The organism is Castellaniella sp. S9 (assembly GCF_027257175.1).
Taxonomy (GTDB): Bacteria; Pseudomonadota; Gammaproteobacteria; order Burkholderiales; family Burkholderiaceae_B; genus Castellaniella.
This window is the reverse complement of sequence record NZ_JAPFGD010000006.1, coordinates 194,037-208,906: the sequence shown is the minus strand read 5'-3', so window position 1 is coordinate 208,906 and position 14,870 is coordinate 194,037. Positions and strand designations below refer to the sequence as shown.

The 14,870-nt window shown below is 67.1% G+C and carries 13 protein-coding genes; 8 read left to right on the top strand and 5 right to left on the bottom strand.

Annotated features, from left to right (window positions below):
• Window positions 1-2: 2 nt before the first annotated feature.
• Window positions 3-569, bottom strand: coding sequence for a DUF2889 domain-containing protein (locus tag OOZ48_RS11845; protein ID WP_269498544.1), 567 nt, complete (start codon window positions 567-569; stop codon window positions 3-5).
• 101 nt (window positions 570-670) lie between these two features.
• Complete coding sequence (gene metE, locus OOZ48_RS11840) at window positions 671-2,968, bottom strand: 5-methyltetrahydropteroyltriglutamate--homocysteine S-methyltransferase (RefSeq protein WP_269498542.1); 2,298 nt, start codon at window positions 2,966-2,968, stop codon at window positions 671-673.
• Between the two features lie 102 nt (window positions 2,969-3,070).
• Here metE and OOZ48_RS11835 point away from each other — a divergent pair, with 102 nt between their 5' ends.
• On the top strand, window positions 3,071-3,985 hold the full coding sequence (locus OOZ48_RS11835) for a LysR family transcriptional regulator (RefSeq protein WP_269498540.1): 915 nt from the start codon (window positions 3,071-3,073) through the stop codon (window positions 3,983-3,985).
• Window positions 3,986-4,004: 19 nt separating this feature from the next.
• Here the strand turns inward: OOZ48_RS11835 and recX are convergent, their stop codons facing one another.
• The gene (gene recX, locus OOZ48_RS11830) at window positions 4,005-4,472 is read right to left on the bottom strand and encodes a recombination regulator RecX (protein ID WP_269498539.1); all 468 of its coding nucleotides are present in this window, start codon (window positions 4,470-4,472) and stop codon (window positions 4,005-4,007) included.
• Window positions 4,462-5,508: a recombinase RecA gene (gene recA, locus OOZ48_RS11825; RefSeq protein WP_269498537.1), complete on the bottom strand. Its 1,047-nt coding sequence runs from the start codon at window positions 5,506-5,508 to the stop codon at window positions 4,462-4,464. Before recA ends, recX begins: the two co-directional genes overlap by 11 nt.
• 275 nt (window positions 5,509-5,783) lie before the next feature.
• Between recA and OOZ48_RS11820 the strand changes: the two genes are divergently transcribed.
• The 7 genes from OOZ48_RS11820 (at window position 5,784) to OOZ48_RS11790 (ending at window position 13,486) form a co-directional block, all read left to right on the top strand.
• On the top strand, window positions 5,784-6,485 hold the full coding sequence (locus OOZ48_RS11820; protein ID WP_269498706.1) for a response regulator: 702 nt from the start codon (window positions 5,784-5,786) through the stop codon (window positions 6,483-6,485).
• Between the two features lie 12 nt (window positions 6,486-6,497).
• A complete protein-coding gene (locus OOZ48_RS11815) occupies window positions 6,498-7,946 on the top strand; it encodes a sensor histidine kinase (RefSeq protein ID WP_269498536.1) in 1,449 nt (482 codons plus the stop codon).
• Window positions 7,947-8,005: 59 nt separating this feature from the next.
• Entirely contained in the window at window positions 8,006-9,640 is a 1,635-nt protein-coding gene (locus OOZ48_RS11810; RefSeq protein WP_269498703.1) for an MFS transporter, read from the top strand.
• Window positions 9,641-9,928: 288 nt separating this feature from the next.
• Entirely contained in the window at window positions 9,929-11,353 is a 1,425-nt protein-coding gene (locus OOZ48_RS11805) for a cytochrome ubiquinol oxidase subunit I (RefSeq protein ID WP_269498535.1), read from the top strand.
• 14 nt (window positions 11,354-11,367) lie between these two features.
• A complete protein-coding gene (gene cydB / locus OOZ48_RS11800; RefSeq protein ID WP_269498533.1) occupies window positions 11,368-12,375 on the top strand; it encodes a cytochrome d ubiquinol oxidase subunit II in 1,008 nt (335 codons plus the stop codon).
• Window positions 12,376-12,379: 4 nt separating this feature from the next.
• A complete protein-coding gene (locus tag OOZ48_RS11795) occupies window positions 12,380-12,523 on the top strand; it encodes a DUF2474 domain-containing protein (protein WP_269498531.1) in 144 nt (47 codons plus the stop codon).
• A gap of 60 nt (window positions 12,524-12,583) precedes the next feature.
• Window positions 12,584-13,486, top strand: coding sequence for a recombination-associated protein RdgC (locus tag OOZ48_RS11790; protein ID WP_269498529.1), 903 nt, complete (start codon window positions 12,584-12,586; stop codon window positions 13,484-13,486).
• Between the two features lie 6 nt (window positions 13,487-13,492).
• On the opposite strand, the gene OOZ48_RS11785 is transcribed toward OOZ48_RS11790, so the two are convergent.
• Window positions 13,493-14,785, bottom strand: coding sequence for an aspartate carbamoyltransferase (locus OOZ48_RS11785; protein ID WP_269498527.1), 1,293 nt, complete (start codon window positions 14,783-14,785; stop codon window positions 13,493-13,495).
• Window positions 14,786-14,870 lie beyond the last annotated feature (85 nt).

Genomic DNA, 14,870 nt, shown 5'->3' with positions numbered 1-14,870 from the left:
CCTCAATCCTCATGGCCGGCCGATCCTTTGGGGGCATACCATTGCGGATAGAACAGCCTGACGGCGGGAGCGTCCAGGTCCAGGGCGTGGCAGCCGCCGAGCTGGAAGGGGCGCTGCGAGGACGGCGGGGCCGCGCGGCGGCGCACGGCCATGGTCTGGATCGCGACGGTCGGCAGCACGGTGGTGAGCTCGGTGACGTGCGTGCAGCCTGCGGAGCGGCCAAAGCGCTCGCGCACGCGCTTGCGGAACTGGTCACGCAGGTTCAGGCCGACCAGCTCACCGTAGGCCGGCGCGATGGCGCTGCAGTATTCCCCATACGGCGCCGCCTCGTAGGCCGCCTCGGCCTCGAGGATATTGAGATCGTCGTCGATGGTGACGCGCAGGCGCATGTGATGCACCGGATCGCCCGCGCGGTGGGTGTCGCCGTTGCGGATCGGGAAATCGTAGGCCTTGGTGTCGACGAGTTCCGCCTCGAGGTCCCACAGGCCGTCCTCGCGCAAATACGAATCCACGCGGATGGACCGCGTGTGGATTGGCTGGCGAGCGCGAACGGGCGCGGACAGGGACATTGGCTTTTGTGTGGTACTGACGACATGCAGAACCCATCAAGTATAACGCACGGCCGGCGGCGGCCGCCGCCCCCGGCCCCGCCCCGCCGGCCGTCCCGCCCTCAGGCCGCGGCGCGCAAAGTCCGCGCGGCCTGCACCATGGACGCCAGGGCCGCGCGGGTCTCGGGCCAGCCTCGGGTCTTCAGCCCGCAGTCGGGATTGACCCAGAGCCGCTCCGCCGGCAGGCGCTGCGCCGCCCGGCGGATCAGGTCGACCATCCAGTCCTCGCGCGGCACGTTCGGCGAATGGATGTCGTAGACGCCCGGGCCGATGTCGTTCGGATAGGCGAAATCCTCGAACGCGCCCAGCAGCTCCATATTGGAGCGCGAGGTCTCGATGGTGATGACGTCGGCATCCATGCGGGCGATCGCCTCGATGATGTCGTTGAACTCGGAATAGCACATGTGCGTATGGATCTGCGTATCCTCGCGCACGCCCGAGGTCGAGAGGCGGAAGCAGTCGACGGCCCAGTCCAGATAGGCCGGCCAGTCCGCGCGGCGCAGCGGCAGGCCCTCGCGGAATGCGGGCTCGTCGATCTGGATCACCGTGATGCCCGCCTGCTCGAGGTCCTGGACCTCGTCGCGCAGCGCCAGCGCAATCTGGCGGCAGGTCAGCGCGCGCGGCTGGTCGTCGCGCACGAAGGACCATTGCAGGATGGTCACCGGCCCGGTCAGCATGCCTTTGACGGGCCGCTCGGTCAGGGATTGCGCGTAGGCGGACCAGGCGACCGTCATCGGCGCCAGGCGCGCCACGTCGCCGTAGATCAGGGGCGGCTTGACGCAGCGCGAACCATAGCTCTGCACCCAGCCGTATTCCGTGAAGGCGAATCCGTCGAGCAGTTCACCGAAATATTCCACCATGTCGTTGCGCTCGGGTTCGCCGTGGACCAGCACGTCCAGGCCGATGTCCTCCTGAAAACGGATGACGCGCTCGATTTCCGCGCGGATCGCGTTCTCGTAGGCCGCATCCGATATCCCGCCGCCACGCCAATCGCGGCGCAACGCGCGGATCTCGGGCGTCTGCGGAAAGGAACCGATGGTGGTCGTGGGATAGCTGGGCAGGCCCAGGCGCGCCTGCTGGCGGGCGATGCGCTGATCGAAGTGCGCCCGCTCGCGGCTGAGCGAGGCGGCCTCGTCCAGGCGCCGCGCCACCGCCGGGCGATGGATGCGCGGCGAGTCGCGGCGCGCCTGCAGGGCCGCGCGCTGCCGCGCCGCCGCCGCCAGCTCATCGCTGGTGGGCCGGCCGTCCGCAAGCGCGCCGAGCAGGCGCAACTCGTCGAGCTTCTGCACGGCAAAGGACAACCAGCTCTTGAGCTCCGCATCCAGCCCGCCTTCCCGCTCCAGGTCGATGGGCACGTGCAGCAAGGAGCACGAGGGCGCCAGCCACAGGCGCTCGCCCAGGCGCGCCTGCGCCTGCGTGGCGATCCGCAGCGCGGCATCCAGGTCCGTGCGCCAGATGTTGCGCCCGTCGACCAGGCCCAGCGACAGCACCTGATCGGCCCGCAGGGCGGCGAGGACGCCCTCGAGCTGGCCGGGCGCGCGCACCAGATCCACGTGCAATCCATGCACCGGCAGGCCGGGCAATAGATCCAGGTTCAAGTCCAGCCCCTGGAAATACGTGGCCAGCAGCACGCGCACGCCCTGCCCGGCCAGACGGCCGTAGACGGCGGGCAGGGCCGCGCGCCAGGCCTCGGGCAACTCCAGGCCCAGGATGGGCTCGTCGATCTGCACCCACTCGACCCCTTGTCCCGCCAAACGCCGCAACACGGCCTCATACACCGCCAGCAGGCCGGGCAACAGGGCGAGCTTGGCCTCGTCGGCCGCACCATGCGGGTAGGCGTCGCCCTTGCCCAGCCAGAGCCAGGTCAGCGGCCCGGGGATCACGGGCTTGGGACGATGGCCCAGGGCCAGCGCCTCGGCCACCTGCTCGAACAGGTCCTCGCGGGCGATCCGATAGGTCTGATCCGGGTGCAATTCCGGCACGATGTAGTGATAGTTGGTGTCGAACCACTTGGTCATCTCGCAGGCGGCGGCGGGCGTGCCGGAGGGCGCGCGGCCCCGTGCCATCCGGAACAGCGTATCCAGGCCGACCGGCTCGCCTTCGGGCTGGCCGAAGCGCGCCGGCACGGCCCCCAGCGTCGTCGTCCATTCGAGTATGTGGTCGTACCAGGCGAAATCCCCCACCGGCACGGTGGCCAGGCCGGCCCGTGCCTGGATGGCCCAGTGGCGGGCGCGCAATTCACGCCCCGTTTCCCGCAGCGCCGCCTGGTCGCCGCGCCCGGCCCAATAGGCCTCCTGGGCGCGCTTGAGTTCGCGGTCCGACCCGATCCGGGGGAAACCCAAATTATGAATAATCGTCATTCTTAAGCCCATTAATATAAAATTTCCTCAATGAACAGCATTGTGCATGGAAACACTCCCAGTAAAAAATCAAATGCACCATTCATAAGTTGAGGAAAATTCATGCTAGAGGTCAGGCATATGGAAACCCTGGTGGCCATCCGCGATGGCGGCAGCCTGCAGGAGGCCGCGGAGCGCCTGCATCTGACGCAATCGGCCCTGTCGCACCAATTGCGCGACCTCGAGGTTCGCCTGAAGGTGTCCCTGCTGAACCGGCGGACCCGGCCGGCGCGGTTGACGACGGCGGCGCTGCGCATCATCGAGCTGGCCGAGGACGTCCTGCCCCGGATCCGGGCCGCGGAGCGGGAGCTGCAGCGCCTGGCGGCGGGCCGCACGGGCCGCCTGCATGTGGCGATCGACTGCCACTCGTGTTTTCAATGGCTGATGCCGGCGCTCGACGCCTTCCGCCAGGCCTGGCCGGATGTGTCGCTGGACCTGTCGGCGGCATTTTCCTTCGGGCCCCTGCCCGCGTTGCTGCGCGGGGACCTGGACGTGGTGATCACCTCGGATCCGCAAACTTCCGAGGCGATCCGCTATGCGCCCTTGTTCAGCTACGAGCTGGTGCTGGCCGTCGCGCGCGGCGGGCCGCTGGCCGGCCTGTCCCACGTGGAGGCTCATCAATTGGCCGACCAGGTGCTGATCGCCTACCCCGTGGACCGCGACCGGCTGGACGTATTCACGGCCTTCATGGATCCGGCGGGCGTCGAGCCGGCGGCCTTGCGGACCGCCGAACTGACGCCGATGATCGTCCAGCTGGTCGCCAGCGGCCGGGGCGTGGCCGCCCTGCCCAACTGGGCGCTGACCGAGTACCTGGACCAGGGCTGGCTGCACGTCTGCCGCCTGGGTGCGGGGGGCGTCTGGCGCACCCTGTATGCGGCCACGCGCGCCGAGGATGCCGATGCGGGCTACGTGCAGGCGTTCCTGGCCCAGGCGCGCGAGACCTGCTTCGACACCTTGACGGGCATCCAGCCGGCATAGGCCGGATCGTCGGCGGGCATCAGTCCTCGATGTCGCGCCCGCCAAGGATCCGGCGCACGCAATCGGCCGAGAAGCCCCGGCCCGCCAGGAAGCGATATTGGCGGGCATAGTCCCGCGCGTCCGCCGGGGCTTGCCCGAATTTGCGCTGCCAGACCTCGCGCGCCCGGCCGGCCTCGGTGTCGGTCAAGCGGTCCGCGAGGGCGCGCAGGGACTCCTCGTCGACCCCCTGCCGGCGCAGGGATTGCAGGATGCGGGCCGCGCCCTGCCGCGGCGCCTGGCGCTGGGCGTAGGACTCGGCATAGCGCTGGTCGGATTGCCAATGCTGGCGCTGGATCTCGTCCAGGACGGCCTCGATCCGGTCGGGATCGTCACAATGGGCGGCGAGCTTGCGCCGCAGTTCCAGGCGCGAGTGTTCGCGCCTGGACAGGTAGGCGATGGCCCTGGCCTTCAGGCTGGGTCCGCCGCCGGGTGTGTCCTCATTGCCCATCGGCCTGCGCGGCGGGCGCGCGCGCCACGACGCCAAGCTGTTCGCGCACGCGGTTTTCGATCTCGAAGGCCATGTCCGGGTGCTCCTTGAGGTAGTCCCGCACGTTGTCCTTGCCCTGGCCGATGCGCTCGCCGTTGTAGCTGTACCAGGCGCCGGCCTTGTCCACGATGCCGGCCTGCACGCCCAGGTCGATGATCTCGCCCTCGCGCGAGATGCCGGCGCCGTACATGATATCGAACTCGACCTGTTTGAAGGGCGGCGCGACCTTGTTTTTCACCACCTTGACGCGGGTCTCGTTGCCGACCACCTCGTCGCCCTTCTTGATCGAGCCGATGCGGCGGATGTCCAGGCGGACCGAGGAATAGAACTTGAGCGCATTGCCGCCGGTGGTGGTTTCCGGGTTGCCGAACATGACGCCGATTTTCATCCGGATCTGGTTGATGAAGATCACCATGCAGTTGGCGCGCTTGATCGTGGCGGTCAATTTGCGCAGGGCCTGGCTCATGAGGCGGGCCTGCAGGCCCGGCAGCGAATCGCCCATGTCGCCTTCGATCTCGGCCTTGGGCACCAGCGCGGCCACCGAGTCGATCACGATCAGGTCCACGGAGCCCGAACGCACGAGGGCGTCGGTAATTTCAAGAGCCTGCTCGCCGGTGTCGGGCTGGGAGATCAGCAGGTCGGACAGGTTGACGCCCAGGCGCGCGGCATACTGCACGTCCAGCGCGTGCTCGGCGTCGATGAAGGCGCAGGTGCCGCCGATTTTCTGCATTTCCGCAATGACCTGCAGGGTCAGCGTGGTCTTGCCCGAGGATTCGGGACCGTAGACCTCGACCACGCGGCCGCGCGGCAGGCCGCCCACGCCCAGCGCGATGTCCAGCCCCAGGGAGCCGGTCGACACCACCTGGATGTCGTGCTCGACCTGATTGTCGCCGTAGCGCATGACCGAACCCTTGCCGAATTGCTTTTCGATCTGGGACAGCGCCGCGGCGAGCGCCTTGGCGCGCTCGGGGTTGGCCTTGCCGGTTTGTTCGTCCATGAAGGTTCCTTGAGTAGCGGTTTGGGCCGGCGGGGGGCGCCCCCGGCCGTGGTTTTCGACGATTATGGCATTAAATTATACTGTATGGAAATACAGATGTCGCAGGCGGCGGACCGGGACGACGCGGCGCCGGAACCCGCGCCCATCGTTAACCCCTAATGACCGTGCGCGCAGGGCGTGACAGAATGAAAGCACCGGCGCGCGGCGCGCCCTGCGCCCCGCCCTCGTCACCGTATCTCCCTAGTATCAACCTGCCCCTGGATGTCACTCCCGCCATGCGTATCCTGATCGCCGAAGACGACAGTATTCTTGCGGATGGACTTTCACGTTCACTGCGCTACGAAGGCTATGCGGTGGACGTGGTGCACGACGGCTCCAGCGCGGACTCCGCCCTGCAGCTCCAGACCTTCGACCTGCTGATCCTGGACCTGGGACTGCCCCGCATGAGCGGCCTGTCGGTCCTGCGCAAGCTGCGCCAGCGCCACACCGCCCTGCCGGTGCTGATCCTGACGGCGGCCGACTCCGTCGAGCAGCGGGTCGAGGGCCTGGACCTGGGCGCCGACGACTACATGTCCAAGCCCTTCGCCCTCAGCGAGCTCGAGGCCCGCGTGCGCGCCCTGATCCGCCGCAACGGCGGCGCCCGGACCTCGGTCCTGCACCACCACCGCCTGGCCTTCGACCTCAACGGACGCGTGGCCTTCATCGACGACCAGCCGCTCGAGCTCTCCGCGCGCGAGACCAGCCTGCTGGAGATATTCCTGTCGCGCAGCGGCCGCATGATCAGCAAGAGCCAACTCGTCGACCTCCTGTGCGAGTGGGGCGAGGAAGTCACCACCAACGCCATCGAGGTCTACATCCACCGGCTGCGCAAAAAGCTCGAGCCCAGCGGCGCCCGCATCCTCACGGTGCGCGGACTGGGCTACTGCCTCGAGCCCGAAACCAAGAGCGAATCCGCCGATTCGACGGCGACGATCTGACCCGGCGGCGGCATGTTTCCCTCACCGACCACCGGCCGCCGGAAGCGGCGCCGCACGCTGCTCAGCCGAATCCTGTCCTGGATGATCGTGCCGCTGTTCGTCATGTGGTCGATCGGCATCGTCATCACCTACTTCATCGCCCAGAACATCGCCAACGCGCCGTATGACCGCACGCTGGCGAGCCATCTGCGCCTGCTGCGCCACGAGGTCGAGCAGCAGCGCGTGCACGAGGGGGTGCGCCTGTCGGAATCGGCGCGTACCATCCTCGAAGGCGACACCGACCAGACGCCGACCATCTGGCAGATCCTCGACGCCAACGGCCATTCGCTGGCGGGCAATGCCGACATCCCCATTCCCGAAACCTGGGCCTACGACATCGACCAGATCCGCTATCGCAACGCCACCATGCAGCACCGCTCGGTGCGCGTGGCCTATGTATGGGGCGGACGCGACCGCGACGGCGTGGGCTTTCTCGCGGTGGTGGCCGAACCGGGCGAGGCGCGCGCCACCCTCCAGCAGGAGATCCTCACCGGGATGCTGACCCCGCAGCTGATCATCCTGCCCCTGGCCGCCATGCTGGCGGGCCTGGGTCTGACCCAGGGTCTGGAGCCGCTCAGCCTGCTGCAGGAACACATGCGCAGGCGCAAGCCCAGCGACCTGTCGCCGATCCGCGATGACCTCGCACCGGCCGAGATCGCACCGCTGATCGCAGCCATGAACAACGTGCTCAAGCGCCTGGCGGCCTCGCTGGAGTCCCAGCGGCGATTCGTCGCCAATGCGGCCCATCAGCTCAAGACCCCCCTGGCGGGCATCCGCACCCAATGCGAACTGGCCCTGCGGGAGCGCGACCCCGCTCTCATGGGCGACAGCCTGCACCAGCTCCTGGTCGGCTCGCAGCGCGCGACGCGCCTGGTCAATCAGTTGCTGCTGCTCGCACGCGCCGAGAGCATCGACGACACCGTGCCGCGCGCCACCGAGTCCCTGGACATCCGCCAGCTCGCCCAGCAGTGCACCACGCAATGGGTGCAAGCCGCCATGGACAAGCGCATCGACCTGGGCTTCGACGCCGCCGATGAACCGCTGCCCGTCTTCGGCAACCGGACCATGATCGGCGAGATGCTGAACAACCTGATCGACAACGCCCTGCTCTACACCCCCGCCGGCGGACGCGTCACCGTGCGCGCCATCGGCAACGGCGACGACGTGGCCCTCGAGGTCCAGGATACGGGCCCGGGCATCTCGCCTGAACACCAGAACCGGGTCTTCGACCGATTCTTTCGCGTGCTGGGCAATGAGGCCGAAGGCAGCGGCCTGGGCTTGTCCATCGTCAAGGAGGTCGCCGAGCATCACCAGGCCACGGTCCAGTTCCTGCCGCCAGGCAACCACCACGACTTCGACAGCGGCGGCACGCGCATCCGCGTGACCTTCCCGCGCGACAACGTTCCCAGGACCAGCCTATGAATCCGCCGACACGCAAAGGCGCGCTGAACGAGATTCCGGCAGACGCCGCGGACCGTCCGATGACCCACGAGGAACGCCGGGTGATCCTGGCCTCGTCCATGGGCGCCGTCTTCGAGTGGTACGACTTCTACGTCTACGGCTCGCTGGCCTCGATCATCGCGCTGCATTTCTTCTCCGGCCTCAACCCGACGGCGGGCTTCATCTTCGCCTTGTTGACCTTCGCCGCCGGTTTCGCGGTGCGCCCGTTCGGCGCCCTGGTGTTCGGCCGGATCGGCGACATGGTGGGCCGCAAATACGCCTTCGTGATCTCCATCCTCATCATGGGCCTGTCGACCTTTCTGGTGGGCGTCCTGCCCTCGTCGGCGTCGATCGGATCGGCCGCGCCCATCATCCTGCTGGTCCTGCGCCTGCTCCAGGGCCTGGCCCTGGGCGGCGAGTACGGCGGCGCGGCCGTCTACGTGGCCGAGCACGCGCCGCCGCACCGGCGCGGGTTCTTCACGAGCTGGATCCAGACCACCGCCACCACCGGCATGTTCCTGTCCCTGGTGGTGGTGCTGGGCACGCGGGCGACCCTGGGCGAGGAGGCCTTCACGTCCTGGGGCTGGCGCGTGCCCTTCCTGATCTCGGTGCTGCTGCTGGTGATCTCCGTCTGGATCCGGCTGCGCCTGCACGAATCGCCGGCCTTCAAGCGCATGAAGAGCGAAGGCAATATCTCCAAGGCCCCGATCAAGGAGTCCCTCGGGCGCTGGAAGAACCTGCGCGTCGTCCTGCTGGCCCTGATCGGCCTGACCGCCGGCCAGGCGGTGGTCTGGTACACCGGCCAGTTCTACGCGCTGTATTTCCTCACCCAGACGCTGGGCGTGGACGCCAACATCGCCAACATCCTGGTGGCGCTGGCCCTGCTGCTGGCCTGCCCGTTCTTCATCGTGTTCGGCTCGCTGTCCGACCGCGTCGGACGCAAGCCCATCATCATGGCGGGCTGCCTGATCGCGATCCTCACCTACTTCCCGGTGTTCAAGGGCCTCACCCATTACGCCAACCCCGCCCTCGAACGCGCACAAAGCCTCGCGCCCGTGGTGGTACAGGCCGACCCCGCCGATTGCTCGCTGCAATTCAATCCGGTGGGCACGGCCTCGTTCACCAGCTCCTGCGACCTGCTCAAGGCCTTCATGGCCACCAACTCGGTCAACTACGTGAACCAGCCGGCCGAGGCGGGTTCGGTGGCGCGCGCCGTCATCGGCGAACAGGTGGTGCTGTCCTTCGACGGCACCTCGCTCAGCCGGGTCGAATTCGCCGCCCGCAACCGCGTGCTGCAGTCCAGCCTCATGCAGGCGATCCGCGACCACGGCTATCCCCAGCGCGCCGACCCTTCGCAGATCAACTACATCATGGTCCTGCTGCTACTGTTCTTCCTGGTGCTGCAGGTGACGATGGTCTATGGCCCGATCGCGGCGATGCTGGTCGAGATGTTCCCCACCCGCATCCGCTACACATCCATGAGCGTGCCCTATCACATCGGCAACGGCTGGTTCGGCGGCTTCCTGCCGCCCGTGGCCTTCGCCACCGTGGCGGCGACCGGCAATATGTACGACGGGCTGTGGTATCCCATCATCATCGCGCTGATGACGCTGGTCGTCGGCACGCTGTTCGTCAAGGAAACCTATCGCAACGACCTGGATGCGACGCCCGATTGACACGCGCCAAGGCCCTGCGCATGCTGGGCCGATCGCTTGAAACCCAGACTATTCAGGTTTCAGATTGTCGTCAGCAAACCCTTGCTAGAATGGCCTCGCAGGGCTAGCCTGTCGTCTGGAACTTCGTTCCCCCTTGGCTTCTGGACGAAACTCAGGGCTGACCTGTCGCCGCCGCGCACTCCCCGCGAGCCTTACCTGTGCAACGGCGTGCGTTAATTGGCCCGGCCCCAGTGCCCGGGCCATTTTTTTCGGGCGGGGCCGCAAGCCCGGCACGCAGGAGGGCCAGTCATGTTCGACCTCAGCGCACTCGACCTTGCCCGCATCCAGTTCGGGTTCACGATTTCCTTCCACATCATATTCCCGGCCATCACGATCGGCCTGGCGGCGTATCTGACGGTGCTCGAAGGCCTGTGGCTGTGGAAGAAGGACGACGCCTATCTCGAGCTCTATCACTTCTGGTCGAGGATCTTTGCGGTGAACTTCGCCATGGGCGTCGTATCCGGGCTGGTCATGGCGTACCAGTTCGGCACCAACTGGAGCTTCTACTCGCAGTTCGCCGGCAGCATCACCGGCCCGCTGCTGGCCTACGAAGTACTGACCGCATTCTTCCTGGAGGCGGGCTTTCTCGGCGTGATGCTTTTCGGCTGGAACAAGGTCGGGCGCGGCCTGCATTTCTTCGCCACGGCGATGGTGGCGCTGGGGACCATGATCTCGGCCACCTGGATCCTGGCCTCCAACAGCTGGATGCAGACGCCCCAGGGCCACGAGGTGATTGACGGCGTGGTGGTCCCGGTGGACTGGCTGGCGGTGATCTTCAATCCATCCTTCCCGTATCGGCTGGCGCACATGCTGACTGCGGCGATGCTGGCGACCGCGCTATTCGTCGGCGCGTCCGGCGCCTGGCACCTGCTGCGCGGCAAGCGGCAGCCGGCGGTCAGGCGCATGTTTTCGATGGCGCTGTGGATGGTGCTCTTTACCGCGCCGCTGCAGATCTTCATCGGCGACCGGCACGGCCTCAATACGCTGGAGCATCAGCCGGCCAAGATCGCGGCCATCGAGGGCCACTGGGAGAACACCCCCGGCGAAGGCGTGCCGCTGATCCTGTTCGGCCTGCCCGACATGCAGGCCGAGACCACCCGCTACAAAATCGAGATCCCCGACCTGGCCAGCCTGATCCTCACCCACAGCTGGGACGGCCACTTCCCGGGCCTCAAGGCATTTCCCCCGGAAGACCGTCCGAACTCGCTGATCCTGTTCTGGTGTTTCCGGATCATGGTGGGCCTGGGCATGCTGATGCTGCTGCTGGGCGTATGCGGCGCGTGGATGCGCTGGCGCGGACGCCTCTATGATTCGCCGCTGCTGGCCCGCTACGCCTTGTGGATGGGGCCCTCGGGGCTGATCGCCATCCTGGCCGGCTGGTACGTGACCGAGATCGGCCGCCAGCCGTGGGTGGTCTATGGGCTGATGAGGACGGCGGACGCCGTCTCCAGGCATTCGGCCGCCACGCTGTCCGTGAGCCTCGCGGCCCTCGTGGTGATGTATGTGGCGATCTTCGGACTGGGCATCGCCTACGTGCTGAAGCTGGTCAAGCGGGGCCCGGCCGCGCTCGGCGAGGACGTGGCCGCGCACGGCCCCTCCCTCAACCAGCGGCCCGCGCGGCCGCTATCGGCGGCGGGCGACGAGCCCCCGCCGTCCAACCGAGACGCCTCGTAGAAAGAGGGATTGCCATGGACATCGACCTCCCCCTCATCTGGTTCCTGGTCATCGGCTTCGGCATCATGATGTACGTGATCATGGACGGCTTCGACCTCGGCATCGGCATTCTGTTTCCCTTCATCCCGGGTCGGGAAGACCGCGACACCATGGTCAACACCGTCGCGCCGGTCTGGGACGGCAACGAAACCTGGCTGGTCCTCGGAGGCGCCGGCCTGCTGGCCGCCTTCCCCAAGGCCTACGCCGTCCTGCTCAGCGCGCTCTACATTCCGGCCTTGTGCTTTCTGGCCGGCCTGATCTGGCGCGGCGTATCCTTCGAATTCCGCTTCAAGGCGGACGAGGCCCACAAGCCGTTCTGGGACAAGGCCTTCATGGCCGGCTCGTTCGTTGCGGCGTTCTTCCAGGGCGCGATGCTGGGCGCCTTCCTGGACGGGCACACGGTCGTCGACGGCGTCGCCCTGGGCGACGCCATGAGCTGGCTCACCCCCTTCAGCGTCTTCACCGGCCTGGGTGTCGTGGTCGCCTACGCGCTGCTGGGCGCCACCTGGCTGGTGCTGAAGACCGAAGGGGCGCTGCAGCGCCGGATGATCGCCATGGCACATCCCATCCTGCTGGGGATGCTCGCCATCATCGCGCTCGTCAGCGTCTGGACGCCGCTGCGGCATCCGGCGATCGCGGCCCGCTGGTTCGACCTGCCGAACATCCTGTTCCTCGCGCCGGTGCCGCTCCTGGTGCTGGTCTCGGCCTACGCCATGCTGCGCTCGCTGCGGCGCACGCCCCACGCCGCACCGTTCGTGTGGTCGCTGGTGCTGGTGTTCCTGGGGTATTCCGGCCTGGTCATCAGCATCTGGCCGAACATCCTGCCGCCCGACATCTCCATCTGGGACGCGGCCGCGCCGCCGCAAAGCCTGGGCTTTGCCTTGGTGGGCGCGCTGCTGATCATCCCCTTCATCCTCGCCTATACCGCCTGGTCCTACTACGTGTTCCGCGGCAAGGTGAAGGCCGGCGAGGGATATCACTAGGTTGATGAAAAAACCGGTGCCCCCGCCCTACGGCTGGCTCAAGCGGCTCTTGTGGCTGGGAGCGATCTGGCTGTGCAGCGTCGCGGCGCTGGGCGTGGTCGCCTTCCTCATGCGCCTGCTGATGCAGGCGGCCGGCATGACGCGCTGAGCCCTGTACAATCGGAACCCGACTCCCGGGGCGCCGCCCCCTCCTCTATCCGATATTCTCATGTGGTTCAAGAATCTCAAGCTCTACCGCCTCGCCCCCAATGCCGCCCTGACCGCCGCCGATCTCGAAGCCGCCCTGGAGCCGCTGGCCTTCCGCCCCGGCGGCAGCCAGGACAGCCAGTCTTCGGGCTGGATGCCGCCGCGCGAGGACGCGGGCCTGGCGTACGCCTCGCATGGCCAGGTCCTGCTGCGGCTGCACACTGAAAAGAAACTGCTGCCGGCCACCGTCATCAACCAGGCCAGCCGCGCCCGCGCCCTGCAGATCGAGGAACAGCAGGGCTACAAACCCGGGCGCAAGCAGATGAAAGAGATCAAGGAGCAGCTCACCCTCGAACTGCTGCCCCGCGCCTTCGTGATCGCGCACGACACCCACGTCTGGATCGACACCGTCAACGGCTGGGTCGCCATCGACGCGGCGGCCACCGCCAAGAGCGACGAGGTCCTGGGCCTGCTCGCCAAGACTCTCACGCCCTTTCCCATCGTGCCGCTGCACGTGGAAATGTCGCCGGCCGCGGCCATGACGCAATGGCTGTACGAGGACGAGGCGCCGGCCGGTTTCACCATCGACCAGGACACCGAACTGCGCGCCTCGGGCGAAAGCCGGGCCACGGTGCGCTATGTGCGCCAGAGCGTGGAACTGGAGGACGTGCGCAAGCACGTGCAGGCGGGCAAACAATGCACGCGCCTGGCCCTCACCTGGAACGATCGCGTCTCGTTCGTGCTGACGGAAAACCTGGACATCAAGCGCGTGGCACCCCTGGACGTGCTGAAAGAGCACCAGGACGCCCAGGCCGCCAACGAGGCCGAGCAGTTCGACGCCGACATGGCGCTGATGTGCGGCGAACTGGCGCGCCTGCTGGCCGACCTGGTGGCGGCGCTGGGCGGCGAGCGCGGGACGCGCTAGCGCGCCTCAGTACATCCCGTGGAACACGCTGTCGTCGGGGCCGATGTGCGACGGCGGCGTCCAGGTGACGTCACGCAATGAATGCTGCACCAGGCCTTCGACGCCCATCAGCACGGCGAAGATCGCCATGCGCACGGGGATGCCGTTGTCCGTCTGGCGGAAGATCGCCAGGCGGGGATCGTGATTCAGGTCGGTGCTGAGGTCATTGGCGCCCTCGCGGCTGTCGCGCGGCAGCGGATGCATGACGATCACGTCGGGTCCGCAGCAGGCGTCGACGATCGCGCGATTGACCTGGAAGTCCGCGGAATAACCTTCCAGCGCCTCGCCGGCGAAGCGTTCTTTCTGGACTCGTGTGGCATAGATCACGTCGGCCCCTTTCAGGCCTGAAAGGAGGTCGTGCGTCTGCTCGATGGTGTGGCCGTTGCGCCCGGCCTGCTCGACGATATGGTCGGGCATCTCGAGCCCGGGCGGCGAGATGAGCGTGAAGCGCATGCCGCGATACAGGGCCAGCAGCTTGATCAGCGAATGCACGGTGCGCCCGTACTTCAGGTCGCCGGCCAGGGCGATGTGCGCGCCGTCCAGCAGCTTGCCCAGGCGCGAGAACTCGGTGAGGATGGTGTAGAGATCCAGCAGCGCCTGGCTGGGGTGTTCGCCCGCGCCGTCGCCGCCGTTGACGACCGGGATATTGGTGGCTGCCGCGAATTCCGCCACTGAACCCTGCTCGGGGTGGCGGATCACCATGGCGTCGACGTAACCGCTCATCACGCGGCTGGTGTCGTAGATGGACTCGCCCTTGGCCATCGAGGAAAAGGTGAAACCGGTGGTATCGCACACCGAACCGCCCAGCCGGCAAAAGGCCGCGCCGAAACTGACGCGGGTGCGTGTACTGGCCTCGAAGAACAGGTTGCCGAGCACCGCACCCTCGAGCACCCGCGAGACTTTCTGGCGCCGCGCGATGGGCTGCATCAGGTCGGCCACCCGGAACAGCTCCTCGACGGATTCCCGCGTGAACTGGTCGACCGACAAGAGCTGGTGCTTGTTGTCGATCGCGATCCGGTCACGCAAGGGGCCCGATTGTGCGCTTTGCGCATACTTCTGCATCAGGGTGTCGTTTTCGACGATCTCGGTGACGAAGCGGCCGACCACCTCGGGCATGGCCCGCGCCTCTTGCGAGCCTTCAGGCAGCAGCCAGGTGTCCAGGGCCCGCCGCTTGACACCGATGCGGGCGGCAAAGACGTCGCGCGTCAGGTTCAGCCGACGCATGGCGTCGCGCAGGAAGACTTGTTGAGAGACGGCCATGTCGGGCTCCAATATACGCAATGCGTATATTTTCCAGGAAGCCGCCCTCAACCTGCAAGCGAAAAATAGCCTCTCATAGAAAAAA

What these genes read in the sequence shown, in the direction of transcription:
- OOZ48_RS11845 (WP_269498544.1), bottom strand. Translation starts at nt 569, where the DNA reads ATGTCCCTGTCCGCGCCCGTTCGCGCTCGCCAGCCAATCCACACGCGG.
- metE (WP_269498542.1), bottom strand. Translation starts at nt 2,968, where the DNA reads ATGACGATTATTCATAATTTGGGTTTCCCCCGGATCGGGTCGGACCGC.
- OOZ48_RS11835 (WP_269498540.1), top strand. Translation starts at nt 3,071, where the DNA reads ATGCTAGAGGTCAGGCATATGGAAACCCTGGTGGCCATCCGCGATGGC.
- recX (WP_269498539.1), bottom strand. Translation starts at nt 4,472, where the DNA reads ATGGGCAATGAGGACACACCCGGCGGCGGACCCAGCCTGAAGGCCAGG.
- recA (WP_269498537.1), bottom strand. Translation starts at nt 5,508, where the DNA reads ATGGACGAACAAACCGGCAAGGCCAACCCCGAGCGCGCCAAGGCGCTC.
- OOZ48_RS11820 (WP_269498706.1), top strand. Translation starts at nt 5,784, where the DNA reads ATGCGTATCCTGATCGCCGAAGACGACAGTATTCTTGCGGATGGACTT.
- OOZ48_RS11815 (WP_269498536.1), top strand. Translation starts at nt 6,498, where the DNA reads ATGTTTCCCTCACCGACCACCGGCCGCCGGAAGCGGCGCCGCACGCTG.
- OOZ48_RS11810 (WP_269498703.1), top strand. Translation starts at nt 8,006, where the DNA reads ATGACCCACGAGGAACGCCGGGTGATCCTGGCCTCGTCCATGGGCGCC.
- OOZ48_RS11805 (WP_269498535.1), top strand. Translation starts at nt 9,929, where the DNA reads ATGTTCGACCTCAGCGCACTCGACCTTGCCCGCATCCAGTTCGGGTTC.
- cydB (WP_269498533.1), top strand. Translation starts at nt 11,368, where the DNA reads ATGGACATCGACCTCCCCCTCATCTGGTTCCTGGTCATCGGCTTCGGC.
- OOZ48_RS11795 (WP_269498531.1), top strand. Translation starts at nt 12,380, where the DNA reads ATGAAAAAACCGGTGCCCCCGCCCTACGGCTGGCTCAAGCGGCTCTTG.
- OOZ48_RS11790 (WP_269498529.1), top strand. Translation starts at nt 12,584, where the DNA reads ATGTGGTTCAAGAATCTCAAGCTCTACCGCCTCGCCCCCAATGCCGCC.
- OOZ48_RS11785 (WP_269498527.1), bottom strand. Translation starts at nt 14,785, where the DNA reads ATGGCCGTCTCTCAACAAGTCTTCCTGCGCGACGCCATGCGTCGGCTG.